This window comes from Pseudomonas sp. RW10S2 (assembly GCF_014268985.1).
GTDB lineage: Bacteria > Pseudomonadota > Gammaproteobacteria > Pseudomonadales > Pseudomonadaceae > Aquipseudomonas > Aquipseudomonas wayambapalatensis.
Genome location: NZ_JABWRO010000047.1, coordinates 12,608 through 36,506, shown reverse-complemented (window position 1 = coordinate 36,506; position 23,899 = coordinate 12,608). Strand labels below are relative to the sequence as shown.

Sequence of the window (23,899 nt, the reverse complement as noted above, 5' to 3'; positions counted from 1 at the left end):
CAAGTCGGGGCGCCGAACCGCCGCTCCTACAAGCTGAACCTCCCCACCATCCCGCGCAACTGCTGCCCCAGTTGCTCCAGTTCGCCACTGGAAGTGGCCGTCTGCTCGCTCGCCGAACTGGTGTGATCGGAGGCCTCGCGCACGCTGATCACGCTGCGGTTGATCTGCTCGGCCACCACGCTCTGTTCTTCGCTGGCGGTGGCGATCTGCTGGTTCATGCCCTGGATGTTCGACACGGTCCGGGTGATCTGCCCCAGTGCATCGCCCGCTCGGCGACTCAGATCGACGCTCTGCTCGGTCAGGGTCCTGCTGCTGTCGAGCAGCGAGGTGACTTCATCGGTACCTTTGTGCAGGCTCTCGATCAGGTGCTCGATCTCCTCGGTCGACTGTTGAGTGCGCTGGGCCAGGCCCCGCACTTCATCGGCCACCACCGCGAAGCCGCGACCGGCTTCGCCGGCACGCGCCGCTTCGATGGCGGCATTGAGGGCCAGCAGGTTGGTCTGTTCGGAAACCGACTTGATCACATCCAGGATGCTGCCGATCCGTTGGCTTTCCCCCGCCAGGTGTTGCATCGAGGCGAGGCAGCGGTCCATCTGCGTTGCCAGCTGTTCGATACGCTCGATGGCTTCGGCCACCACCTGATCGCCCATTTGCGCCTGCTGGTCAGCGTCGGTTGCGGCCAATGAGGCATGTTCGGCGTTCTGCGCCACTTCCTGCACGGTCGCGCTCATCTGGTTCATCGCCGTGGCCACCTGGTCGGTTTCTTCGCGCTGCTGAGTGATGCGCTCGAGCGTGTCGGCGCTGGCTCCGGCCAGTTGCGAGGCCGCTTGTGACAAGTGCTCGACGCTCTGGTCGATGCCGCCGATCAACTGGCGCAGGCTCAGGGTCATCTCGCGCATGCTGCTTTGTAACTGGCCCATTTCGTCGCGCCGCGCCACCGTCTCCACGTGGCTGAGGTCACCGCGGGCGATCCGCGCGGCCTGGGCCAGGGTCTGGCGCAAGGGCTGGGTGATCTGCCGAGTGATCAACCAACCGGCCAGCACGCCGACCGCGAGGGCGAGCAGTGCCACGCTGGTCAGTATCGAGCGCGCGGCCACAGCCTCATGGTCGCGTTGTGCGACTTTCTGCTCGGCCAGTGTCACGCTGGCGTCCCTCAGGTCATTACCCATGGTTTCCATGTCGTTCTGCAGTTGTTCGACGCGGATCGCTGCTCGGCGGTATTGCTCCAGGCTGGTCCGGTACTGGGCCAGGGCGAGCGTGGGGCGCGCCATGAGGTCGCTCGGCAATGCGAGCGGGGCGAGCGCCGTGAGCATCTGTTCCAGGCTGACTTGCGCGGCATCGAGCGCCGTATTGCCGACCTGAGCGAAGTCCTCGACGGGCGAGAACGTGTAGGCAGGGACCAGGCTTTGCTGGTTGGCGCTGTCGACCTGGCGCGTGAGCGTATCCATCAGCCCGAGCAGGTTGCCCTGCGGTTGGTCGGCGGGAAGCTTGAGCAGAGCCTGGGTCTGCAGGTCGTCGATGACTTCATCCAGTATCCGGTCCTTGTCCTGCATGATCGTGCGCAGCTCGGTGCGGCTCCCGACTGCGCGCAGCAGCTCGGCGAAATGTTCGCGCAGGCGTTGCAACTGGCGCAGCTTCTCGCTGAGCAGCTCGCGCGACTGATCGACGCTGCTGCGTTGCTGAAGCAGCGTGAGCCGGCGTTCGAGCTGGTCGAGGATCGCGTCGATGCGTGCCTTGCTGGTGTCGTCGGCCAGCACGCGGTAGGTGATGCGCTCGGCGCGCAGGTCTTTGCTCAGGTCATTGATCTGGATGATCTCGCTGAGCTGCTGCGAGCGAATGATGGCGTCGTCCAGGGCGCGCCAGCCGCTGACGGTGGTGGCGAGGGTGAGCAACAGGACCACGGCGAAGCCGAGGGTGAGCTTGAGGCGGACGCTCATGTTGCCGAGGTGGTGGTTGAGGTATCCGAACATGGCGAGTCTCCATCCATTTGAGAGAAGGGCCATGCTGTTGGGTTGCCAGCATGGCCCTCCTGCTCATCGGCAGAGATCGCGTGAGACTCGACCTGCAAATCGAGTGGGAAAAGTCCTCAATAGCGTGGTGATTATTCCGCGCCCTGCAGGGCAAGCACCCTGCTCAGAGGCGGAAACGTCCCACCAGGCCCTGCAGGTGGGTGCCAAGCCGCGCCAGCTCCACGCTGGAACTTGCGGTCTCCTCGCTCGCCGCCGAGGTCTGGTCGGAAATATCCCGTACATTCATCACGCTGCGATTGATTTCCTCGGCCACCGCGCTCTGCTGTTCGGCCGCAGTGGCGATCTGTTGGTTCATCGACTGGATCGAGGACACGGTGCGGGTGATGGTTTCCAGCGAGCTGCCGGCACGACGGGTCAGTTCCACGCTGCTGTCGGTGAGCTCGCGGCTGCTGTCCATGACGCTGGAGACGCGCTGGGTGCCATTTTGCAGGCTGGCGATCAGCTCTTCGATTTCTTCGGTGGATTGCTGCGTGCGCTGGGCCAGGCTGCGCACTTCATCGGCGACCACGGCAAAACCACGGCCGGCCTCACCCGCGCGGGCGGCCTCGATGGCGGCGTTGAGGGCCAGCAGGTTGGTCTGCTGGGCGACCGACTTGATCACGTCGAGCACGCTGCCAATTTTGTCGCTCTCGGTCTTAAGCTGGTTCATCGCTTCGCTGGAGTGCCCGACTTCGGTGGCCAGGCGTTCGATCTGGGCGATGGCCTCGCCAACCACCCGATCACCCTCGCGAGCCTGCTGGTCGGCCATCAGCGCCGCTTCAGAAGCCTGCTCCGCGTTGCGCGCCACTTCCTGCACGGTGGCTGCCATTTCGTTCATGGCGGTCGCCACCTGGTCAGTCTCGACTTTCTGGTTGTTGACCCCGGCGCTGGTCTGCTCGGTGACGGCCGACAACTCTTCGGCAGCACTGGCGATCTGGGTGACACCGTCGCCGATGCCGCTGATCAGTTCGCGCAGGCCCTGGGTCATGCGTTGCATGCTGGCTTGCAGTTGTCCGAGCTCGTCGCGACGTTGCACCTGCAGTTCCTGGCTCAAGTCGCCGCTGGCCACGCGTTCGGCGGCGCTGAGGGTCTGGCGCAGGGGCACGACGATCTGCCGGGTGATGGCCCAGGCGGCAATGATGCCTAGCAGCAGGGCAAGGGCACTGGCTCCGCCCAGTAGGGTCTTGGCCTGCAGGGCACCACTGTTGCGCACGGCGGTCTGCGATGCGGTCATCTGCGTACCGGCATCCATCAGCACCTGGCCCTGTACGACCATGCGTTGCAAGGTCTGCTCGGCGCTGGTCTGCGCGGCGCCAAACTGGTTCACCGCATCGCGATAGGCGCCCATGGCATTGGCGGCATCATCGAGACTGGCGGCGTATTCGGCGGGCACCCTGGCCGGCAGGGCCTTGAGCACAGCGAGCGCCTGGTCGATGGCATCCAGCGCAGTCTGCTGGAATTCGGCCTTGCCGCTATAGGTGTAGCCGCGCACCTGGAAGCGCGCCTGCTGGAGCAAGGCGCTGGCCTGCACGATCTGTTGATAGAGGCTGATGTCGCCACCTTGCGCAAGGCGTTGCTGCACCTGGCCGATCAGCGCAGCGGCCTTGTCGGCGCTGTCACCCAGCACACTGCGGGCGGCTTCACGACGCTGGCCGGCCTGCTTGAGCTCGACGAAGGCCTGGCGGTATTGGCGCACGGCTTGACGCTGCTGCTCCAGGCGCTGGTGATCCTGCGGATGCTCGATCTGCCCGAGCATCATCTCGACCTGCTGCTCGAGCTTGCCGAGCGCTTTTTCCAGCTCACCCGCCGATGCGTCGTCGCGATTACGTTCGTACTGCTGGCGGGCGATGCGCAGGTCCTGGCTGTAGCCGAGGATCACGGAGATGTTGCCCAGCTTGTCACCGCGGTCGATGATCGAGTCCATGCCGCGCCAGCCTGTGGCGGTGATCGCCATGGTCAACAACAGTACCAGGCCGAAGCCGGCCCCCAGTTTGCGACTGACGCTCACGTTTCCCAGCGACTGGACAACCTTTCCGTACATGACGATCTCCCCGGCGACTTGAAAAGCCAGAATTTTCTTGTGTTGCAAGGCCATCGGCCTGTTGGGGAGAAACTTGATGGCAGGATGCTGACCGAATGGTCAGAATATTCGGGAAAGCAGAGCCGTGACCGCTGTTTCCACGCGCAGGATGCGCTCGCCCAGTTGTACGGGGGCCAGGCCGGCCTTGCCCAGCAGTTCCACTTCGTAGGGGATCCAACCGCCTTCCGGGCCGATCGCCAGGGTCACCGGCCCTTGCACCGCGCGGGGACAGCCCGGGTAGGGGCCGGGATGGCCAACCAGGCCGAGAGTGCCGTCGGCGATGGCGGGCAGCCGGTCTTCGACGAAGGGTTTGAAGCGTTTTTCGATGATGACTTCCGGCAGCACGGTATCGCGTGCCTGCTCAAGGCCCAGGATCAGGTTTTCGCGAATGCTGTCCGGGTGCAGGAACGGGGTCTGCCAGAAGCTTTTCTCGACCTTGTAGCTGTTGACCAGGACCAGCCGTGGCACGCCAAGGGTGGCGATGGTCTGGAACAGTCGGCGCAGCATCTTGGGGCGGGGGACGGCCAGCACCAGGGTGAGCGGCAGCTTCGCGGGTGGTTGCTGGTCGAAGCTGACCCGCAGCTCGGCTTCGTGGCCCTCCAGGCGGATCACCTCGGCCTGGCCCATCAGGCCGCCGATGCGGCCTACGCGCAGGTTGTCGCCCACCGCCACGCGGTGGATGTCCTGCATGTGCGTGAAGCGGCGGTCGGCCAGTACGACACGGTCGGCCGCGACGAAGTCGGCCTCCTCGAGCAGCAGCAGGTTCACGCCTGGGTCGCTGGCGGCTGGTCGTTGTGGTCGTCCGCAGCTTCATCCTGCGGATGGCTGCGCTTGCGGATCAGGCCGCCGAACAGCACGCCGATCTCGAACAGCAGCCACATGGGCACGGCCAGCAGCGTTTGCGAGAAGATGTCCGGTGGCGTGAGGATCATGCCGACCACGAAGCAGCCGATGATCACGTAGGGACGGATCTTCTTCAGGTACTTCACATCGACCACGCCGATCCACACCAGCAGCACCACGGCCACCGGAATCTCGAAGGCGACGCCGAAGGCGAAGAACAGGGTCATGACGAAGTCGAGGTAGCTGGCGATGTCGGTCATCATCGACACGCCTTCAGGGGTGGCGCTGGCGAAGAAACCGAAGATCAGCGGGAACACCAGGAAGTAGGCGAAGGCCATGCCGGCGTAGAACAGGATGATGCTGGAGATCAGCAGCGGGATGGCGATGCGCTTTTCATGGCGATACAGCCCCGGTGCGATGAAGCCCCAGATCTGCTGGAGGATGAACGGGATGGCCAGGAACAGCGAGACGATCATGGTCAGCTTGAACGGCGTGAGGAACGGCGAGGCCACATCGGTGGCGATCATCGTCGCGTTGGCCGGCAAGTGCGCACGCAAGGGCGCCGAGACCAGGGTGTAGATCTGCTGGGCGAAGGAGAACAGCCCGGCGAAGATCAGGAAGATAACGGCGACGCAACGCAGCAGGCGGGTGCGCAGTTCGGTCAGGTGCGAGACCAGCGGCATGGGCTGGTCGTGTTCCGGAGTTTCGCTCATGGGGCTCGGGGCGGCCGGTGCGGCTCAGGGGTGGTCGTGGGCGCCGCAGGGGCGGCATTGGCGTCGGCGGCAGGTGCGGGAGTCTCGCTCGCGGCCGCTGTGTTCACGGGCTGCGCGGGCGGTGTCTGCGGGTTGAGGATGCGCTTGGCTTCCTGTTCCATCTGCAGGATGTGCTCGTTGTGCAACTGGCGGCGGATGTCATCGGCACCGATTTCGCGCTCGACTTCCATCTTGATGCTGTTGAAGCTGCGCTTGAGCCGGCCGATCCACAACCCCGCGGTACGCGCGGCGCCGGGCAGGCGCTCGGGGCCGAGCACCAGCAAGGCAACCAGGCCGACGAGCAGCAGCTCGCTGAAGCTGATGCCGAACATGGGTCAGTCTTTCCGTTGTGGCTCTTGGACCGGCTGAGCCTGGCCCTCGATGGTGTGCGGCTGGTTCAGCGGCGCGGTGTTGTGCGGCTGCTGGGTGGGTTGCACGGACGGCTGGACAGGCGGCGGAGTCTGCTCGGCAGGCTTGCTCTCTTCCTCGTTCATGGCCTTGCGAAAGCCCTTGATCGATTCGCCCAGGTCACTGCCGAAGTTCTTCAGCTTCTTGGTGCCGAACACCAGCACCACGACGACCAGCAGGACGATCCAGTGTTTCCAGTCAAAGATACCCATGGTGTACTCCCTTGAATGATGTGTAGCCTGAGCGGGCGTTATCGCGGGGGCGAGCCCGCTCCTGCAGGGGCATGGCGATCAGGTCGGTTGGCGCGCGGCCTTCTCGTCATGGCCGGAAAGCCCGAAGCGGCGGTCGAGTTCGTCCAGTACCGCCTGTGGATGCTGCCCCAGTGCGCTGAGCATCACCAGGCTATGAAACCACAGGTCGGCGGTTTCATAGATGACATCACTGTAATCCTTGCTCACGGCGGCGTCCTTGGCGGCGATGATCGTCTCGATCGACTCTTCGCCAAGCTTTTCCAGAATCTTGTTCAGGCCCTTGTGGTAGAGGCTCGCCACGTAGGAGCTGTCGGGGGCCGCCTGCTTGCGTTGCTCGAGCACTTCGGCCAGGCGATCAAGTGTGTCGCTCATGTTCAGTGCCCCGCGTGGTAGATGGTGTCAGGATCTTTCAGAACCGGGTCTACGATCTTCCACTCACCGTTTTCGAAGACGCGATAGAAGCAGCTTTCACGGCCGGTATGGCAGGCGATATGGCCCAGTTGCTCGACCATCAGGATGACCACGTCGGCGTCGCAATCCAGGCGCAGTTCATGCAGTTTCTGCACATGGCCGGACTCTTCGCCCTTGCGCCACAGCTTGCCCCGCGAGCGCGACCAGTAGATGGCGCGGTTCTCGGCGGCAGTCAGGGCGAGCGACTCACGGTTCATCCAGGCCATCATCAGCACGCGCCCGGTCTTGTGGTCCTGGGCGATCGCCGGTACCAGGCCATCGCTGTTCCACTTGATCTCGTCCAGCCAGTCTTTCATCGTCGACTCCAAAACAGGCCCGCTCCCGTACCGGGCCCTTTGCGCCTAGTGTGCCAGCCAGCAGCGCGGCTGGCTATCGGCGCACGATCAGGTAGAGCCCGGCAACCAGCATCAGCCACGCCGGCCAGGCGGCCGGAGCGCTGAGGCTCGCGGCACCGGCGGCCAGGGTCGCGCCGCCACCGAGCAGGCCGGCACCGAGCAGGCGCAGTGCCCAGTTGTCGCCCGCACGGCGACGCTCCGGCAGTTGCGGGTCGTGCAGGTGCGGTTGCGACAGGCGTTCGAGCAGGTCGCGGGTCATGTCGGCCAGGTGCGGCAACTGCTCGGCCTGGCTGTAGAGGTTGCCGAACACCGCCTTGGGGCTCATGCGTTCGCGCATCCAGCGTTCCAGATAGGGTTTGGCGGTGCTCCACAGGTCCAGGTCGGGGTACAGCTGGCGCCCCAGGCCTTCGATGTTGAGCAGGGTTTTCTGCAGCAGTACCAACTGCGGCTGAACTTCCATATTGAAGCGGCGGGCCGTCTGGAACAGACGCATCAGCACCTGGCCGAAGGAAATATCCTTTAACGGTTTTTCGAAGATCGGCTCGCACACGGTGCGGATCGCCGCTTCGAATTCGTTGACCTTGGTGTGCGCCGGCACCCAGCCCGAATCGATGTGCAACTGCGCCACGCGGCGGTAGTCGCGCTTGAAGAAGGCGATCAGGTTGCGTGCCAGGTAGTCCTGGTCTTCGGCGGTCAGGCTGCCGACGATGCCGCAGTCGATGGCGATGTACTGCGGGCTCCACGGCTTGACCGTGCTGACGAAGATGTTGCCCGGGTGCATGTCGGCGTGGAAGAAGCTGTCACGGAACACCTGGGTGAAGAACACCTCGACGCCGCGCTCGGCCAGAAGCTTCATGTCGGTGCGCTGGTCGGCCAGGGTGGCCATGTCGGTGACCGGCACGCCGTAGATGCGCTCCATTACCAGCACTTTCGGGCGGCACAGGTCCCAGTACACCTGCGGCACGTACATCAGCTCCGAGCCTTCGAAGTTGCGGCGCAGTTGGCTGGCGTTGGCCGCTTCGCGCAGCAGGTCGAGCTCGTCGTAGATGGTCTTTTCGTAGTCACTGACCACTTCCACCGGGTGCAGGCGGCGCGCATCGGCGGAGGCCCGTTCGGCAACCTTGGCGATCAGGAACAACCACGCCAGGTCCTGGGCGATCACGGGCTTGAGGCCCGGGCGAACCACCTTCACGACCACCTCTTCGCCGGTCTTGAGGCGTGCGGCATGGACCTGGGCGACCGAGGCGGAGGCCAGCGGTTCGACGTCGAAGCGGCTGAACACCTCGCCGACTTTCGCGCCGAGCTGCGCTTCGATCAGCGCCACGGCTTTCTGTGGGTCGAACGGTGGCACGCGGTCCTGCAGCAGCATCAACTCGTCGGCGACGTCCGTTGGCAGCAGGTCGCGGCGGGTGGAGAGCAGTTGGCCGAACTTGATGAAGATCGGCCCCAGGTCCTGCAGGGCCAGGCGCAGGCGCGCGCCCCGGCTGAGCTCGCTGGGCTTGCGCGGCAGCCAGCGCCAGGGCATCAGCAGGCGCAGGCTGAGCAGCCACCAGGGCAGGGGGAGGTCGAACAGCAGGTCATCGAGACGGTAGCGGATCACGACGCGCTGGATGCGCAACAGACGGCGGACGGCGAGCAGCTTCATGCGTTATCGCTGGAATCAAGAGTGTGGGAAAGGCGACGAATGCGCGCCTCGAGACGTTCGATATCGACCTTCAGCGCATCGAGCTCGCTGAATGCCGCTTCGGCTTCGCGCTGCCCGACCAGGGTGCGCGATTCCTCGGCGAGGTATTCGGACAGGTTCTGGCTGAAGCGCGACAGGCCTTGCCGGGTCCAGCGTGCGCGCAGGCGCAGGTGGCCGGCGATCAGCGCGGTGGGGACCGGCCCCAGCCAGCGCGACAGCTCGTACTCCCAGTCGAGCTCCAGGTCCTGCAGCACGCCGACCAGGTCGAGCAGCACCGCGCTGTCGCCATGCAGTTCGACCTGCGGGCTGTGCAGTACGGCGTTCTTGTCCTTGGCGAAGGCCAACTGGGCCAGGCTGCCGGCTGGGGCACGCAGGGTGCAGTCGACCTCGCCCTCCCAATGCGCGGCGAGCATCAGGCCCTCATGGTCGGGCAGGATGAACAACTGCAGGGCGGGCTGGCGGCAGTCGATGGCGATCACCTTGCCTTCCAGCGCACCCAGGCGCGGCAGCGCCGTGCTGTCCATGCGCAGCACACGGTTGAGCCCGTGCTCGACGCTGGCGAGCAGCCCGGCCAGGAGCATCAGGGCTTGATTCCCCGGTGCACGGCGACGATGCCGCTGGTCATGTTGTGGTAGGTGACGCGGTCGAAGCCGGCATCGACCATCATGCTTTTCAGCGTTTCCTGGTCGGGGTGCATACGGATCGATTCGGCCAGGTAGCGATAGCTTTCCGAGTCGTTGGTGATCAGTTTGCCGGCCAGGGGCATGAAGGCGAAGGAGTAGGCATCGTAGGCGCGCGACATCAGTTTGTTGGTGGGTTTGGAGAACTCTAGCACCAGCAGGCGGCCGCCGGGCTTGAGCACACGCAGCATCGAACGGATGGCTTCATCCTTGTGCGTCACGTTGCGCAGGCCGAAAGCGATGGTCACGCAGTCGAAGTGGTTGTCGGGGAAGGGCAGCTTTTCCGCATCGGCCTGGACGAACTCGATGTTGCCGGCCACGCCACGGTCGAGCAGGCGATCACGGCCGACCTTGAGCATCGATTCGTTGATGTCGGCCAGTACGACCTGGCCGGTCGGGCCGACCAGACGCGAGAACTTGGCTGCCAGGTCGCCGGTGCCGCCAGCGATGTCGAGCACGCGGTTGCCGGTGCGCACACCGGACAGCTCGATGGTGAAGCGCTTCCACAGGCGGTGCAGGCCGCCGGAGAGCACATCGTTCATCAGGTCGTACTTGGCGGCCACGGAGTGGAAGACCTCGGCGACCTTCTTCGCCTTCTGGCTCTCGGGGACGTCCTGGTAGCCAAAGTGGGTGGTGGGTTCGGCGTGGTCGCCTTTGCGCTGGTCGTTCATATCGCTTCACCGGAAAAAATTACCGCCATTCTAGGGTGAACGGGCGGATTTGTCTTGGCGGGGTGTGCCGTGTCGCGGGCGCGGGCATAATGCCGATTATGTCTTCATTGCCTGGATACCCCGAATGACTCAGATCAGCGTCGAACGCAAACATTCCCTCGGCCGCGAAGCTGCCCGGGCCAAGGCCGAAGGCCTGGTCGACAAGCTGTCGCGCGAGTACGACCTCAAGGCCACCTGGAACGGCGACCGCGTCGATGTCGCGCGCAGCGGCGCCAACGGTAGCGTGCACATTGGCGAGGACACCATCCGTGTCGAGCTGAAGCTGGGCATGATGCTGTCGATGATGAGCGGCACCATCAAGGGCGAGATCGAGCGCGCGCTGGACAAGGCGCTGGCCTGAGGCGCGGGGCTGCACGGCGACCCTGGCCCTTCACCTTAGGGTGAGAATTCTAATTTCCCACCCTATCTTCATGCTCAAGCCCGCATTCCAAGGGCAGTTCCTCCATCCACACCGAACGTGAGGTGCAGAGCATGGCCAAGTTGACCCTGAAAAAGAAAGAAGACGCCCAGGACAGCACCCTGAGCGAAGTGCGCGGCTACGCGCGCAAGATCTGGCTCGCCGGCGTCGGCGCTTATGCCCGTGTCGGCCAGGAAGGCTCGGAGTACTTCAAGGAGCTGGTCAAGGCCGGTGAAGTCGTCGAGAAACGCGGCAAGAAAACCCTCGACAAGAAGCTCGACGCGGCCAACGGCCAGCTCGACGAAGCGGCCGAGGAAGTGAGCCGGGTACGCGGCAAGGTCGAGGTCCAGCTCGACAAAATCGAAAAGGCTTTCGACGCACGGGTGGCCCGCGCCTTGAATCGCATCGGCATTCCGTCTAAACATGACGTTGAGGCGTTGTCCATCAAACTCGAACAGCTGACCGAGTTGCTCGAGCGTGTCGCGCGCAAACCATAAGGAGAGCAGGATGGCTGGCAAGAAGAACACCGAAAAAGAAGGCAGCTCCTGGATCGGCGGGATCGAGAAGTACTCCCGCAAGATCTGGCTGGCTGGTCTGGGGATCTACTCCAAGGTCGACCAGGATGGTCCCAAGCTGTTCGATTCGCTGGTGAAGGACGGCGAGAAGGCTGAAAAGCAGGCGAAGAAGGATGCCGTTGCGGCCAAGTCGGCGACGACCTCGCGGGTCTCCGATGTGAAGGATCGCGCGCTGGGCAAGTGGAGCGAGCTGGAAGAGGCGTTCGACAAGCGTCTGAACAGTGCAATCTCGCGCCTGGGCGTCCCCAGCCGTAACGAGATCAAGGCGCTGCACCAGCAGGTCGACAGCCTGACCAAGCAGATCGAGAAGTTGACCGGCGCCTCGGTGGCACCGGCGTCCAAGGCTGCCGCGAGCAAGACCGCTGCCAAGCCTTTGGCCAAGGCTGCGGCAAAACCCGCCGCAAAACCCGCCGCCAAGCCGGCTGCCAAGACTGCGGCGGCAAAACCGGCTGCCAAGCCTGCAGTTAAGGCCGCTGCGGCAAAACCTGCAGCCAAGACCGCTGCGGCGAAGCCGGCTGCCAAGCCTGCTGCAGCCAAACCGGCCGCCAAGCCCGCTGCCAAACCGGCTGCAGCCAAGAAACCTGCAGTGAAGAAAGCCCCGGCCAAGCCTGCGGCCGCGAAACCGGTCGCTGCCAAGCCCGCAGCTCCGGCCGCTGCTGCGGCGCCAGCACCGAGCGCCGTACCGGCTGGCAATACGCCGTCGGCACCGGTGAGTCCAGCCGGCCAAAGCTGATACCGCGGCGTGCGTTTCGCGGGCAAGCCCGCTCCTACAGGTAACAGCACCGTATTCAGAAGTTACGAGGGCTGTTGTGGGAGCGGCGGTTCGCCGCTGCGACTTGCCCGCGAATGCGTCAGTGGCAACAGCGCAAGTCCAGCCCCTACACTTCCAGATATTTCCCCGCCAACTGCTCCGCCGCCCTGCGCGCCGGCTCCTGCAGATGCGGCGCCACCAGCATCATCACCTGGTTCACCACGATCCCCACATCGCCCTCGCGTCCCAGTACCCGCTGGTAATCCAGCGAGAACAGCAGCGTCAGCGTAATCTGCTCCACCAGTTGCCCCAGCGCCTGAGTCTCGCTCACCACCAATCCCTGACTCTTGAGGCTGGCCAGCAACGCTGCCAGGGTACGCTTGACCGCATTGATCAGCCCGCGCATGCCGCGCGCCAGCTTGGGCAGGCGGCCGGTCAGGTTCGAGAGGTCCTGGAACAGGAAGCGGTACTGCGACATGCGCTCGACGATCAGGTGCAGGAACAGCCAGTAGTCCTCGGCATCCAGGCGCACCTCCAGTGGTGGATCGAGCAGCGGCATCAACTCGTCTTCGAAGCGCTCGAACAGGCCTATGACCAGCGGCTCTTTGCCGTGGAAGTGGTAGTAGAGGTTGCCCGGGCTGATGCCCAGCTCGTTGGCGATCTCCAGGGTCGAGACGTTCGGCTCGCCTTGGCGGTTGAACAGCTCCAGGGCGCAAGCCAGGATGCGGTCGCGGGTCTTCATGGGCTCAGCGTGCCATTACATAGGTGCCAGGGGCCGGCCCGAGCGGTGGGTAGGATGGCGTGCCCAGTTCGGCCTTCGGCGGCCTGAGGCTGCCTGAGCGGCGTGTGATCCATTCCAGCCACTGCGGCCACCAGGTGCCGTCGCTGCGGGTGGCATCGTGGAACCAGGCGCGTGGGTCGCTGGAGAGCCGGGGGTTTTCCAGGTAATAGGCCTTGGGGTTGCCAGGTGGGTTGATGATGCTCTGGATGTGCCCGCTGTGCGACAGCACGAAGCGGCGCTCGCCGCCCAGCAGCAGGGCCGAGCGGTACACCGCGTCCCAAGGGGTGATGTGATCGTTGCTGCCGGCCACGGTGAAGCTGTCGACCGTGACTTGCCCGAGGTCGATCGGGGTGCCGCACACCTCCAGGCCGCCCGGCTGCACCAGCGGGTTGAGCTTGAAGAAGTCCAGCAACTCGCCGTGCAGGGCGGCAGGCAGGCGGGTGTTGTCGGCGTTCCAGTAGAGGATGTCGAAGGCCGGTGGTGTCTTGCCGAGCAGGTAGTTGTTGACCCAATAGTTCCAGATCAGGTCGTTGGGGCGCATCCAGGCGAAGATGCGCGCCACTTCGCCGCCGTCCAGCACGCCGCGTTGGTAGGAGCGGCGCTTGGAGGCTTCGAGGGTCTGTTCGTCGGCGAACAGGCTGGCTGGGCTGTCGAACTGGGTGTCGAGCAGGCTCACCAGGTAGGTGGCGCTGCGCACTTTGCGCAAGCGCCCCTTGACCTGCAGATGCCCCTGCAGCGCGGCCATGGTCAGCCCGCCGGCACAGGCGCCCATGAGGTTGGGATCGCGGTTGCCGCTGATGCTGCGACAGGCATCCAGCGCTTCCTCCAGCGCCTGGACGTAGCTCGACAGGCCCCATTCGCGGTGGCATGGGTCGGGGTTGCGCCAACTGACCATGAACACCTGCAGGCCGTTCTTGAGCATGTATTGCACGAAGCTGTTGGTCGGCCCCAGGTCGAACACGTAGAACTTGTTGATCTGCGGCGGCACCACCAGCAGGGGGCGGGTGTACTGTTTCTCGCTCATCGGCTTGTACTGGATCAGTTCCAGCAGCTCGTTGCGAAACACCACCGCGCCAGGGGTGGCGGCCAGGTTGCTGCCGACTTCGAAGGCGCGATCGTCGACCTGGCGCGGCAGGCCGTCGTTGTGGCGCAGGTCGTCGAGCAGGTGGGCGAGACCGCGCACCACGCTCTGGCCACCAGTGTTGAGCATCTCCTTGATCGCCAGTGGGTTGAGCAGCGAGTTGCTTGGCGACACGGCATCGGTGAGCAGGTTGAACAGAAAGTGCGCGCGGGCTCGGTCGTCATCGTCCAGCGAGCTTTCCTCGATCCACTGACGGGTCTGCTTCTGCCACGCCAGGTAGGCCTGCAGGCCGCGCCGGTAGAAGGGGTTCTGGCTCCAGGTCGGATCGCTGAAACGCGCGTCCCGAGGGTGCGGCTGGTGGGGTGTGTCGCCGAGCAGCACGCGGCCCAGCTGGCCACCGAGGTTCAGCAGGTGGTGGGCGGTGTGCAGCGGGTTGCGCAGGCCGATGCGTCCTACCTGACGCAGGGTCGAGATCAGGTCGCGGCCGCGCAGGCCGGCGATGGCGTTCTGCACGTTCATGCTGGTGGCCGGGATCGGTGTCGTCCCCTTTGCCGGTTTGTCCTTCATGGCAACAATCCCTCGTCGATCCTTGTCTGCGGTGTCGCCTTCGCGGGCAAGCCCGCTCCCACCTGCACCGGATCCGTGGGAGCGGGCTTGCCCGCGAAGGCAGCACCGCCGAGTAACTGAATGTCCTAGCGCCCGCTCACCTCCGAGCCACCGGCCGCGGATGCATGACCGCACGCTGGCGCTCTTCCTGGAGGAATTTCATGATGATCGGAGCGACGGCCTCGGCGCGGGTAATCAGAAAAAGATGGCCGTCGTCGATTATGTGTAGCTGGGCATTGGGAATCCGCCAGGCCAGCAGGCGCATGTTGATCAGCGGAATCAACGGGTCATCGTCGCCGGCCAGCACCAGGGTCGGCTGGTGGATCTTGTGCAGCCAGTGGATGCTCGTCCAGCCAAGCCCGGCGAACAGTTGCCAGTAGTAGCCGGTCTTGCCGCCGGAACGCACCTTGGAGGCGTGGTGCAGCGCCAGGTCCGGGTCGCGGCGGAAGGCGCCGCCATAAATCATCGGTGCGATGCGGATCACGTGCGATGGCTGCACATAGCGCCGCGGGCTGGCCATCATCCACAGCACCTTGGGCTTGCCGGGCACCATGAAGGCCCCGGCGGCAGTGGCGGCGAGCACCAGTTTCTTGCAGCGCTCGGGATAGTCGTGGGCAAACTGCTGGGCCAGCGCCCCGCCCCAGGACACGCCGATGACATTGACCTGGCCGTAGTCCAGGTAGTCGAGCATGCGCGCGGTGAGCTTGGCCAGGCCTGGAAAGCGGTAGGGGTGGCGGGGTGTCGAGGAGCCGCCGACACCGGGGACGTCGAAGGCGATGACTTCCAGGTCCGGGTCCAGCGCCTCGATGAACGGGAACACCAGCTCGAGGTTGGCGCCAATGCCGTTGAAGATCAGCAGCGGCGTCAGATGTGGCTTGCCGGGGCGGACGGCGGTGCGGATGGACTGGTTGTCCAGCTCGACGGTCCTGAATACGTAGGGTTGCGACATGCGCCTGACTCTGTGATGAATGAAGCGCCGCAGCCCGCCGGGTGGCCGCGGCGGTGCGACTCAACGCTCGTGCACGTAGGTCCCCGGGGCCGCTTCGCCCGCGCTGTAGGCGCGATTGCCCAGGCGTGTCGGTGCTTTCTTCAGCTCACCGGCGCGTTCACCCAGCCAAGCCTGCCAGTGCAGCCACCAGGAGTCGGCGTGCTTGATCGCGTTCTCCTGCCAGGCCAACGGGTCGTCCGGGCGGTCTTCACCGGTCAGGAAACGCGCCTTGGGGTTGCCTGGCGGGTTGAGAATGCTCTGGATATGGCCGCTGTTGGAGAGCACGAACTCGATCTTGCCGCCGAACAGGTGCGCCGAGCGGTAGCACGACTGCCAGGGGGTGATGTGGTCGGCGGTGCCGGCGACGCTGTAGATGTCGCACTGCACTTTCTTCAGGTCGATGGCGGTGCCGCAGACTTCCAGCGCGTCGGCGCGGGTCAGCGGGTTGGTCTTGAACATCTCGATCAGGTCGCCGTGGAAGGCGGCCGGCAGGCGTGTGGTGTCGTTGTTCCAGAACAGGATGTCGAAGATCGGCGGCTCGTTGCCGAGCAGGTAGTTGTTGACCCAGTAGTTCCAGATCAGGTCGTTGGGGCGCATCCAGGCGAACACCTTGGCCATGTCGCTGCCTTCGAGCACGCCGGCCTGGTAGGAGTGGCGCTTGGCGGCTTCGAGGGTCTGTTCGTCGACGAACAGTGCCACTTGGGTATCGACCGTGGTGTCGAGCACGCTCACCAGCAAGGTCAGCGAGTTGACCTTGGTTTCGCCCAGTGCGGCGTAGTGGCCCAGCAGCGCGGTGCAGGTGATGCCGCCGGAGCAGGCACCGAGCATGTTCAGGTCCTTGGCGCCGGTGATCGCCAGCACCGCGTCCACCGCTTCCTTGAGGGCGTCGATGTAGGTCGACAGGCCCCACTCGCGCTGGGCCTTGGTCGGGTTGCGCCAACTGATGATGAAGGTCTGCTGGTTGGAGCGCAGGCAGAAGCGCGCCAGGCTCTTTTCCGGGCTCAGGTCGAACACGTAGAACTTGTTGATCTGTGGCGGCACCACCAGCAGCGGGCGGCTGTGCACCTGCTCGGTGATCGGCCGGTACTGGATCAGCTCCAGCACGTCGTTGCGAAACACCACAGAACCTTCGCTGGTGCCGAGGTTCTTGCCGACCTCGAAGGCTTCCATGTTCACCTGGCTGGGCATGCCGCCATTGTTGACCATGTCCTTGGCGAGGTTGGACAGGCCGTCGAGCAGGCTCTTGCCGCCGGTCTCGAAGAAGCGTTTGACCGCCTGGGGGTTGGCCAGCGTGTTGGTCGGCGCCATGGCTTCGGTCATAAGGTTGATGACGAACTGGCCGCGGCTGACATCCTGGGGCGACAGGTCGCTCTCGGCGATCCAGTCGTTGAGCTCCTTGCGCCAGGCCAGGTAGGTCTGCAGGTAGCGGCGATAGAGCGGATTCTGGCTCCAGGCCGGATCGCTGAAGCGACGGTCGTCGCTCTCGGGAAGCAGGCTGGACTTGCCCAGCAGCACGTTTTTCAGCTCCAGGCCGAAATGTGCCACATGCTTGGCGCTGTGCAACGGCTGACGCACCGCCTGGCGCAACACGGTGCGCGCGGAACTCAGCAGGTCCTTGCGACGAATGCCGATGACCGGATTCAGGCCGAGGGTGTTTTCCGAGGCCTGTTTCTGCAGCTCATCGTTGTTCTTGTTACTCATCTACGACGCTCCGTTGTCCTGAGACGAGTACCGGCTGCCTGTGGCGGGTACACAGACGACCGCCCGGTACTGCTGCTCGGGTGACCAGTGATAACGAACAGATGCAGGAACTTGCCAGCCCCATTGGTTACCCGACTTTCATGTAATGCGCAAGACAGCCAGTCATTGGCTGTCTGTAAGTCATTCAAACAAAACGCATTAGAAAATGCGCTCTAACGTCTGGAAGACTTGACCTAGAGCATCAGCTTGACCACCGACTCGACCGGATCGCGGGATTTGCCGGCCTTGTGCAGTTCGTCGAGGTACTCGGCCCACAGCTGCTCCTGGCGCAGGCACAGTTGCTCGAGGTATTCCCAGGTGAACAGACCGCTGTCGTGGCCGTCGTCGAAGGTCAGTTTCAAGGCATATTGGCCGGCAGGTTCCAGGCCGCTGAGGCCGACGTTGATCTTGCCGAACTGCAGGATGGGATTGCCGTGGCCCTGGACCTCGGCGGAGGGGGAGTGCACGCGCAGGAACTCGGCGGGCAGGTGATAGACCTCGCCGGGGGCGTAGGTGAGTGTCAGGGTTTTCGAGGCTTTGTGCAGGTTGATGGCGGTGGGGAGGCGGGCCATGGGGGAATCTCTCGGGAGCTGATGGAACAAGCTTCCAGCTTCTGGTGTAGGGATTCAAGGGCCCATTCGCGGGCAAGCCCGCTCCCACAGGGGCACCCTATACCTTGGCATTGTGGTGACCCCTGGGGAGCGGGCTCGCCCGCGGTGGTGGTATTACAGGATGTAACGCGACAGGTCTTCGTTCTGCGCCAGCTCACCGAGGTGGCTGTTCACATAGGCGGCGTCGATGTTGATCGGCGTCTCGTCATGGGCGCTGGCCAGGTCGCCGGCACTGAACGATACCTCTTCGAGCAGGCGCTCGAGCAGGGTGTGCAGGCGGCGGGCACCGATGTTCTCGGTCTTCTCGTTGACCTGGAAGGCGATCTCGGCCAGGCGCTTGATGCCTTCGTCGGCGAAGGCGATGTTCAGGCCTTCGGTCTTGAGCAGCTCGCGGTACTGTTCGGTGAGCGAGGCGTGCGGCTCCTTGAGGATGCGCTCGAAGTCCTGCGGCGTCAGGGCCTTGAGCTCGACACGGATCGGCAGGCGGCCCTGCAGCTCCGGTACCAGGTCGCTCGGCTTGCTCAGGTGGAACGCACCGGAGGCGATGAACAGGATGTGGTCGGTCTTGACCATGCCCAGCTTGGTGTTGACCGTGCAGCCTTCGATCAGCGGCAACAGGTCGCGCTGCACGCCTTCGCGGGACACATCGGCGCCGCCGACGTTGCCGCGCTTGGCCACCTTGTCGATCTCGTCGATGAACACGATGCCATGCTGCTCGACGGCTTCCAGGGCCTTGGCCTTGAGCTCTTCCTCGTTGACCAGGCGGCTTGCCTCCTCGTCACGGACCATCTTCAGCGCTTCCTTGACCTTCAGCTTGCGCGCCTTGCGCTTACCCTTGCCCATGTTGGCGAACAGGCTCTGCAGCTGGTTGGTCATCTCTTCCATGCCGGGTGGTGCGGCGATTTCGACGCCCACCGCATCGGCGACTTCGATCTCGATTTCCTTGTCGTCCAGCTGGCCTTCACGCAGGCGCTTGCGGAACAGCTGGCGGGTGTTGGAGTCGCTGCTGGACTGCTGGGCTTCCTCGTTGAAGCTGCTGACCCGCGCCTGCGGCAGCAGGGCATCGAGGATGCGGTCTTCGGCGGCGTCTTCGGCGCGGTGGCGCACACGGACGATTTCCTGCTCGCGCAGCATCTTCAGCGCAGCATCGGCCAGGTCGCGGATGATCGACTCGACATCACGGCCAACGTAGCCGACTTCGGTGAACTTGGTCGCTTCGACCTTGATGAACGGCGCATTGGCGAGCTTGGCCAGGCGCCGGGCGATTTCGGTCTTGCCGACGCCGGTAGGGCCGATCATCAGGATGTTCTTGGGGGTGACTTCGGCACGCAGCTCGGCAGGCAGCTGCATGCGCCGCCAGCGGTTGCGCAGGGCGATGGCGACGGCACGCTTGGCGTCGTCCTGGCCGATGATGTGGCGGTTGAGTTCGTGGACGATCTCGCGGGGGGTCATGGACATGGTGAATTGGGTCCTTGGGCGTAGTGAGTCAGCGTGGGAAAAAGTCCCGCCGTGAGCGGGACACCAGATCAGCTGATCACTCGGCCAGGTCCTGCTCCTCGATGGTCAGGTTGTGGTTGGTGAACACACAGATGTCACCGGCGATATTCAGTGCGGTCTCGGCGATTTCGCGGGCCGAGAGATCGGTCTTGTTCAGCAGGGCGCGGGCTGCGGCCTGGGCGTAGGCGCCACCGGAACCCATGGCGATCAGGCCGTCCTCGGGTTCGACCACGTCACCGTTGCCGGTGATGATCAGCGAGGCGTCCTTGTTGGCCACGGCGAGCATGGCTTCCAGGCGGCTCAGCGAGCGATCGGTGCGCCACTCCTTGGCCAGTTCGACGGCGGCACGCACCAGGTGCCCGGAGTGCTTCTGCAGTTGCGCCTCGAAGCGCTCGAACAGGGTGAAGGCGTCTGCAGTAGCGCCGGCAAAGCCTGCGATGACCTCGCCGTTGTACAGGCGACGGACCTTTTTGGCGTTGCCTTTCATCACGGTGTTGCCGAGGGATACCTGGCCGTCGCCGCCCATGACGACTTTGCCGTTACGGCGGACAGAAACGATGGTGGTCAAGAGAGAGTCTCCACGCAGCGGGGCGAAAATGCCTGTTGCAGACTCATATGGGGGGAGGGGGGAAGGATTTCAACCTGAGGGGATGAGTGGTGGTTGTGCCGGCCCTATCGCGGGGCAAGCCCGCTCCCACAAGGAAGGTGTGATCCCTGTGGGAACGGGCTTGCCCCGCGATGGGGGTTGCTCAGGCTTCGTGGCAGACATGCCCATCGACCAGGGTGTAGCGCACCGCACCCGGCAGGCAATGCCCGATGAACGGGCAGTTTTCACCACGGGAGAACCACTGCTCGCCGGCCACGGTGGAGGCGCTCGGGTCGAACAGCACCAGGTCTGCCGCACCACCGACCTTCAGCTCGCCCGCCGGCAGGCGCAGCGCCTGGGCCGGGCCACTGGACAGCCGTGCCAGCAGGGTCGGCAGGTCGAGCAGGCCGTCCTCGACCAGGGTCATGGCCAGCGGCAGCAGCAGTTCGACACTGCTGATCCCGGCTTCGGTGGCGCCGAACGGTGCCAGCTTGGCGTCGCGCTCGTGGGGCTGGTGGTGGCTGGAGATCGCCTGGATGACCCCCGACTTCACCGCCTCGCGCAGGTCGTCGCGGTCAGCCGGGGTGCGCAGCGGCGGCTGTACGTGGTACAGGCTGGAGAAGTCGCGCAGCGCTTCGTCGGTGAGGATCAGCTGGTACAGCGCCACATCGGCGGTGACCGGCAGCCCCAGTTGCTGGGCCTGGGCGATCAGCCGTGCACCGCGGGCGCTGGTGATCTGGGTGAAGTGCGCTCGCACGCCGGTCTGCTCGACCAGCAGCAGGTTGCGCGCCAGGGCCACGGTCTCGGCGGTTTCCGGAATGCCCGGCAAGCCGAGGAAGCTGGCCATGGCACCTTCGTGGGCCAGGCCTCCGGCTGACAGGTCGCGGTCCTGGGAGTGGAACACCACGGTCAGGTCGAAGGTGGCGGCATATTCCAGGGCGCGGGCCAGGGTCCGGTTGTTGGGGATCTCCTTGAGGCCGTTGCCGAAGGCCACGCAGCCGGTGTCGCGCAGGGCCACCAGCTCGGCCAGTTGCTCGCCTTCCAGGCCCTTGGTCAGGGCGCCGATCGGGTAGACCTTGCTGTTGGCTGCTTCGCGGGCGCGGTCGAGAATCAGTTCCGCGACGGCCGAGGTGTCGAGCACAGGTTTTGTCTGCGGCGGGCAGCACAGGCTGGTGACGCCGCCGGCCACGGCTGCGCGGGTCTCGCTGGCAATGTTGCCCTTGCGGCTGTAGCCCGGCTCGCGCAGGGCGACGTCCAGGTCGACCAGGCCGGGGGCGGCGACCAGGCCGTCGGCCTGAATCGTGCGGCTGGCGCTGAAGCCTGCTGGTGCGGCGCCGATGGCAAGGATGCGACCGTTTTCCAGGTGCAGGTCGGTGATCTGGTCCAGGCCGCTGCTGGGATCGATGACCCGTGCGCCGATGATGCTGATGGTCACAGGGCGTTCTCCTGGTCGAGTTGACGTTGCGCGTTCTGGCCGCTCATGGCCATCGACAGCACGGCCATGCGCACGGCGATGCCGTAGGTCACTTGGTTGAGGATCACCGAGTGCTTGCCGTCGGCCACCGCCGATTCGATTTCCACGCCCCGATTGATCGGGCCCGGGTGCATGACGATGGCGTCCGGCTTGGCGCCGGCCAGGCGTGCGGTGGTCAGCCCGAACAGGCGGTAGAACTCGCCCTCGCTGGGCAGCAGGCCACCGGCCATGCGTTCACGCTGCAGGCGCAGCATGATCACCACGTCGACATCTTTCAGACCCTCGGCCAGGTCGGTGTAGACCTTGACGCCGTACTGCTCGATACCGATCGGGATCAGCGTCTTCGGGCCGATCACACGGATGTCCGGGCAACCCAGGGCCTTGAGCGCGAGCATGTCGGAGCGGGCCACGCGCGAATGCAGGATATCGCCGACGATCGCCACCGAAAGGTTTTCGAAGCTGCCTTTGTGCCGACGGATGGTCAGCATGTCGAGCATGCCCTGGGTCGGGTGGGCGTGGCGGCCATCGCCGCCGTTGATCACCGCGACTTCCGGGCACACGTGCTCGGCAATGAAGTGCGCGGCGCCGGAGTCGGAGTGGCGTACGACGAACATGTCGGCCGCCATGGCTTCCAGGTTGCGCAGGGTATCGAACAGGGTCTCGCCCTTGCTGGTCGAGGAGGTCGACACGTTCAGGCTGATCACGTCGGCCGAGAGGCGCTGGGCGGCCAGTTCGAAGGTGGTGCGGGTACGGGTGGAGTTCTCGAAGAACACGTTGCACACGGTCTTGCCGCGCAGCAACGGGACCTTCTTGACGGCCCGGGCGCCGACTTCGAGGAAGGAGTCGGCGGTGTCGAGGATCTCGGTGAGCAGTTCGCGGGGCAAACCGTCGAGCGAGAGGAAATGGCGTAGCTGGCCCTGATCGTTGAGCTGCAGCGGGCGCTTGGCGTCGAATGGCGTCATCGCGGGGGACTCTTAAAGGGCGGATGCGGGGGCGAGGTCCTGGCGCTCGAGGGCGAGCGGGGCGGGTCCGGTCAATTTTACCCGTTCATGGGCCGCCAGGGACAGCGTTGCGCCGAGCACATTCGGGCGGATCGGCAATTCGCCTGCATCCAGGTCGAGCAGGCAGACCAGGGTCACGCTGGCCGGGCGCCCATAGTCGAACAGCTCGTTGAGCGCTGCGCGGATGGTGCGACCGCTCATCAGCACGTCATCCACCAGCACCAGGTGCTGGCCTTCGATCTCGAACGGCAGCTCGGATGGACGCACCTGCGGGTGCAGGCCGTTCTGGCTGAAGTCATCGCGGTAGAACGACACATCGAGGGTGCCCAGCGGGCTTTGGTCGCCAAGCTCCTGCTGCAGCGCCTGGGCGACCCACACGCCACCGGTACGGATGCCGATGAAACGTGGCTCGGTGATGGCGCGGCGCGCCAGGTGGGCGCGAAGGTCGACGGCCATCTGCCGGATCAGGTCGGCGGGATTGGGTAGGCTCATTGCGTGCTCCTTGGGGCGCCGGTATCACCGGCGGCAAAGCGGATGGTCAGGTATTGGCCTCCAGCCAGCCCTGCAGCAGCAGTGCCGCGGCGATGGCGTCGACCGGGTTGTCGCGGTAGCTGCCACGCTGGCCGCCACGGGCCATCTGTTCGCCCTTGGCCTCGAAGGTGGTCAGGCGTTCATCGTGGGTGTGCACCGGCAGGTTGTAGCGTCCGTGCAGGCGGCGGGCGAACTTCTCCGCGCGTTCGCTCATCTCGCTGGGCGTGCCGTCCATGTTCAGCGGCAGGCCGACGACGATGGCGTCGGGTTTCCATTCCTTGATCAGTTTCTCGACCTGGTTCCAGTCCGGCACACCGTTCTGTGCCTTGAGCGTACACAGTTCGCGGGCCTGGCCAGTGATGACCTGGCCGACGGCGACGCCGATCTGGCGGGTGCCGTAGTCGAAGCCCAGCAGCAGGCGCAGCTCGGCCATCAGGCGTGCCCTGCCTGGCTGGTCAGCAGGCTGAGGTTGATCCCCAGGCTTTGCGCGGCGGCCTGCAGGCGCTGCTCGCAGGCCATGCCGAAGAGGATCTCGGGGTCGAACGGGCAGTTGAGCCAGGCGTTATCGGCCAGTTCCGCCTCGAGCTGCCCGGCTTCCCAGCCGGCGTAGCCCAGGGTGATCAGGCTCTGCTTCGGGCCGACGCCCTCGGCGATGGCGAACAGCACATCCTGAGATGTCGACAGCGACAGGCCTTGCAGCTCGATGGTGGCCTGGTAGCTGCATTCGGCGCTGTGCAGGACGAAGCCGCGGTCGGTCTGCACCGGGCCGCCCTGGTAGATCGGGATCTGCAGGGTGCTGGCAGGCGGCTCCTCATCCGGGCGCAACTGCTCGAGGATATCGGCCAGGTTCAGCTCCTGCGGGCGATTGACCACCAGGCCCATGGCGCCGTTGGCGTTGTGCTCGACGATGTAGGTGAGGGTCTGGGCAAAGTTCGGATCGGCCATGTGCGGCATGGCAATCAGGAACTGGTGCTTGAGGTAGCTCGGCGTGAGGGTTTTCATGAGGGGTAGTGTGGCGTCAGGTGGCGAGGCTGAC

At 64.9% G+C, this 23,899-nt stretch carries 26 protein-coding genes; 3 read left to right on the top strand and 23 right to left on the bottom strand.

Annotation, left to right across the window (positions count from 1 at the left end; translation table 11 throughout):
* Window positions 1–26: 26 nt before the first annotated feature.
* The 11 genes from HU729_RS12560 to ubiE all read right to left on the bottom strand — a co-directional run bounded on the left by HU729_RS12560 (window position 27) and on the right by ubiE (window position 10,184).
* Entirely contained in the window at window positions 27–1,970 is a 1,944-nt protein-coding gene (locus HU729_RS12560; protein ID WP_186710266.1) for a methyl-accepting chemotaxis protein, read from the bottom strand.
* A 163-nt stretch (window positions 1,971–2,133) separates the two neighbouring features.
* A complete protein-coding gene (locus HU729_RS12555) occupies window positions 2,134–4,050 on the bottom strand; it encodes a methyl-accepting chemotaxis protein (protein WP_186710262.1) in 1,917 nt (638 codons plus the stop codon).
* Between the two features lie 99 nt (window positions 4,051–4,149).
* Complete coding sequence (locus HU729_RS12550) at window positions 4,150–4,857, bottom strand: 16S rRNA (uracil(1498)-N(3))-methyltransferase (RefSeq protein ID WP_186710261.1); 708 nt, start codon at window positions 4,855–4,857, stop codon at window positions 4,150–4,152.
* On the bottom strand, window positions 4,854–5,645 hold the full coding sequence (tatC, locus tag HU729_RS12545; protein WP_063546576.1) for a twin-arginine translocase subunit TatC: 792 nt from the start codon (window positions 5,643–5,645) through the stop codon (window positions 4,854–4,856). Before tatC ends, HU729_RS12550 begins: the two co-directional genes overlap by 4 nt.
* Complete coding sequence (gene tatB, locus HU729_RS12540; protein ID WP_186710260.1) at window positions 5,642–6,016, bottom strand: Sec-independent protein translocase protein TatB; 375 nt, start codon at window positions 6,014–6,016, stop codon at window positions 5,642–5,644. Before tatB ends, tatC begins: the two co-directional genes overlap by 4 nt.
* 3 nt (window positions 6,017–6,019) lie before the next feature.
* Window positions 6,020–6,304 carry a twin-arginine translocase TatA/TatE family subunit gene (locus HU729_RS12535; RefSeq protein WP_186665793.1) on the bottom strand — a complete coding sequence of 95 codons (285 nt, stop codon included), beginning with the start codon at window positions 6,302–6,304 and terminating at the stop codon, window positions 6,020–6,022.
* Between the two features lie 78 nt (window positions 6,305–6,382).
* The gene (locus HU729_RS12530) at window positions 6,383–6,715 is read right to left on the bottom strand and encodes a phosphoribosyl-ATP diphosphatase (RefSeq protein WP_054894792.1); all 333 of its coding nucleotides are present in this window, start codon (window positions 6,713–6,715) and stop codon (window positions 6,383–6,385) included.
* A gap of 2 nt (window positions 6,716–6,717) precedes the next feature.
* Window positions 6,718–7,110, bottom strand: a complete 393-nt coding sequence (gene hisI, locus HU729_RS12525) for a phosphoribosyl-AMP cyclohydrolase (protein WP_054894791.1) — start codon at window positions 7,108–7,110, stop codon at window positions 6,718–6,720.
* Between the two features lie 73 nt (window positions 7,111–7,183).
* Complete coding sequence (gene ubiB, locus HU729_RS12520) at window positions 7,184–8,794, bottom strand: ubiquinone biosynthesis regulatory protein kinase UbiB (RefSeq protein WP_186710258.1); 1,611 nt, start codon at window positions 8,792–8,794, stop codon at window positions 7,184–7,186.
* Window positions 8,791–9,414, bottom strand: coding sequence for an SCP2 sterol-binding domain-containing protein (locus HU729_RS12515; RefSeq protein ID WP_186710256.1), 624 nt, complete (start codon window positions 9,412–9,414; stop codon window positions 8,791–8,793). The genes ubiB and HU729_RS12515 overlap by 4 nt, the downstream gene beginning before the upstream one ends.
* The gene (gene ubiE / locus HU729_RS12510) at window positions 9,414–10,184 is read right to left on the bottom strand and encodes a bifunctional demethylmenaquinone methyltransferase/2-methoxy-6-polyprenyl-1,4-benzoquinol methylase UbiE (protein WP_186665799.1); all 771 of its coding nucleotides are present in this window, start codon (window positions 10,182–10,184) and stop codon (window positions 9,414–9,416) included. Before ubiE ends, HU729_RS12515 begins: the two co-directional genes overlap by 1 nt.
* A gap of 124 nt (window positions 10,185–10,308) precedes the next feature.
* Here ubiE and HU729_RS12505 point away from each other — a divergent pair, with 124 nt between their 5' ends.
* The 3 genes from HU729_RS12505 to HU729_RS12495 all read left to right on the top strand — a co-directional run bounded on the left by HU729_RS12505 (window position 10,309) and on the right by HU729_RS12495 (window position 11,949).
* Window positions 10,309–10,584, top strand: coding sequence for a polyhydroxyalkanoic acid system family protein (locus HU729_RS12505; protein WP_186665801.1), 276 nt, complete (start codon window positions 10,309–10,311; stop codon window positions 10,582–10,584).
* Between the two features lie 131 nt (window positions 10,585–10,715).
* Entirely contained in the window at window positions 10,716–11,138 is a 423-nt protein-coding gene (locus HU729_RS12500) for a phasin family protein (RefSeq protein WP_186665803.1), read from the top strand.
* 10 nt (window positions 11,139–11,148) lie between these two features.
* Window positions 11,149–11,949: a phasin family protein gene (locus tag HU729_RS12495; RefSeq protein ID WP_186710254.1), complete on the top strand. Its 801-nt coding sequence runs from the start codon at window positions 11,149–11,151 to the stop codon at window positions 11,947–11,949.
* A 145-nt stretch (window positions 11,950–12,094) separates the two neighbouring features.
* Here the strand turns inward: HU729_RS12495 and HU729_RS12490 are convergent, their stop codons facing one another.
* From HU729_RS12490 to HU729_RS12435, 12 genes are all read right to left on the bottom strand, one after another.
* On the bottom strand, window positions 12,095–12,709 hold the full coding sequence (locus HU729_RS12490; RefSeq protein WP_186710253.1) for a TetR/AcrR family transcriptional regulator: 615 nt from the start codon (window positions 12,707–12,709) through the stop codon (window positions 12,095–12,097).
* 4 nt (window positions 12,710–12,713) lie between these two features.
* A complete protein-coding gene (phaC, locus tag HU729_RS12485; RefSeq protein WP_186665809.1) occupies window positions 12,714–14,396 on the bottom strand; it encodes a class II poly(R)-hydroxyalkanoic acid synthase in 1,683 nt (560 codons plus the stop codon).
* A gap of 136 nt (window positions 14,397–14,532) precedes the next feature.
* A complete protein-coding gene (gene phaZ / locus HU729_RS12480; protein ID WP_063546564.1) occupies window positions 14,533–15,384 on the bottom strand; it encodes a poly(3-hydroxyalkanoate) depolymerase in 852 nt (283 codons plus the stop codon).
* 60 nt (window positions 15,385–15,444) lie between these two features.
* Window positions 15,445–17,124 (bottom strand): class II poly(R)-hydroxyalkanoic acid synthase, encoded by a 1,680-nt coding sequence (gene phaC / locus HU729_RS12475; RefSeq protein WP_186710252.1) that lies wholly within the window; start codon window positions 17,122–17,124, stop codon window positions 15,445–15,447.
* A gap of 233 nt (window positions 17,125–17,357) precedes the next feature.
* Window positions 17,358–17,735: a DUF971 domain-containing protein gene (locus tag HU729_RS12470; RefSeq protein ID WP_063546560.1), complete on the bottom strand. Its 378-nt coding sequence runs from the start codon at window positions 17,733–17,735 to the stop codon at window positions 17,358–17,360.
* A 153-nt stretch (window positions 17,736–17,888) separates the two neighbouring features.
* On the bottom strand, window positions 17,889–19,232 hold the full coding sequence (gene hslU, locus HU729_RS12465) for an ATP-dependent protease ATPase subunit HslU (protein WP_054894846.1): 1,344 nt from the start codon (window positions 19,230–19,232) through the stop codon (window positions 17,889–17,891).
* Window positions 19,233–19,308: 76 nt separating this feature from the next.
* The gene (gene hslV, locus HU729_RS12460; protein WP_186665813.1) at window positions 19,309–19,839 is read right to left on the bottom strand and encodes an ATP-dependent protease subunit HslV; all 531 of its coding nucleotides are present in this window, start codon (window positions 19,837–19,839) and stop codon (window positions 19,309–19,311) included.
* 181 nt (window positions 19,840–20,020) lie between these two features.
* Entirely contained in the window at window positions 20,021–21,292 is a 1,272-nt protein-coding gene (locus HU729_RS12455; RefSeq protein ID WP_186710251.1) for a dihydroorotase, read from the bottom strand.
* The gene (locus HU729_RS12450; RefSeq protein ID WP_054894843.1) at window positions 21,289–22,293 is read right to left on the bottom strand and encodes an aspartate carbamoyltransferase catalytic subunit; all 1,005 of its coding nucleotides are present in this window, start codon (window positions 22,291–22,293) and stop codon (window positions 21,289–21,291) included. The genes HU729_RS12455 and HU729_RS12450 overlap by 4 nt, the downstream gene beginning before the upstream one ends.
* Before the next feature lie 12 nt (window positions 22,294–22,305).
* Complete coding sequence (pyrR, locus tag HU729_RS12445; protein WP_186710250.1) at window positions 22,306–22,824, bottom strand: bifunctional pyr operon transcriptional regulator/uracil phosphoribosyltransferase PyrR; 519 nt, start codon at window positions 22,822–22,824, stop codon at window positions 22,306–22,308.
* Between the two features lie 46 nt (window positions 22,825–22,870).
* Window positions 22,871–23,296 (bottom strand): Holliday junction resolvase RuvX, encoded by a 426-nt coding sequence (gene ruvX, locus HU729_RS12440; RefSeq protein ID WP_054894841.1) that lies wholly within the window; start codon window positions 23,294–23,296, stop codon window positions 22,871–22,873.
* Window positions 23,296–23,865: a YqgE/AlgH family protein gene (locus HU729_RS12435; RefSeq protein WP_186710248.1), complete on the bottom strand. Its 570-nt coding sequence runs from the start codon at window positions 23,863–23,865 to the stop codon at window positions 23,296–23,298. Before HU729_RS12435 ends, ruvX begins: the two co-directional genes overlap by 1 nt.
* Window positions 23,866–23,899 lie beyond the last annotated feature (34 nt).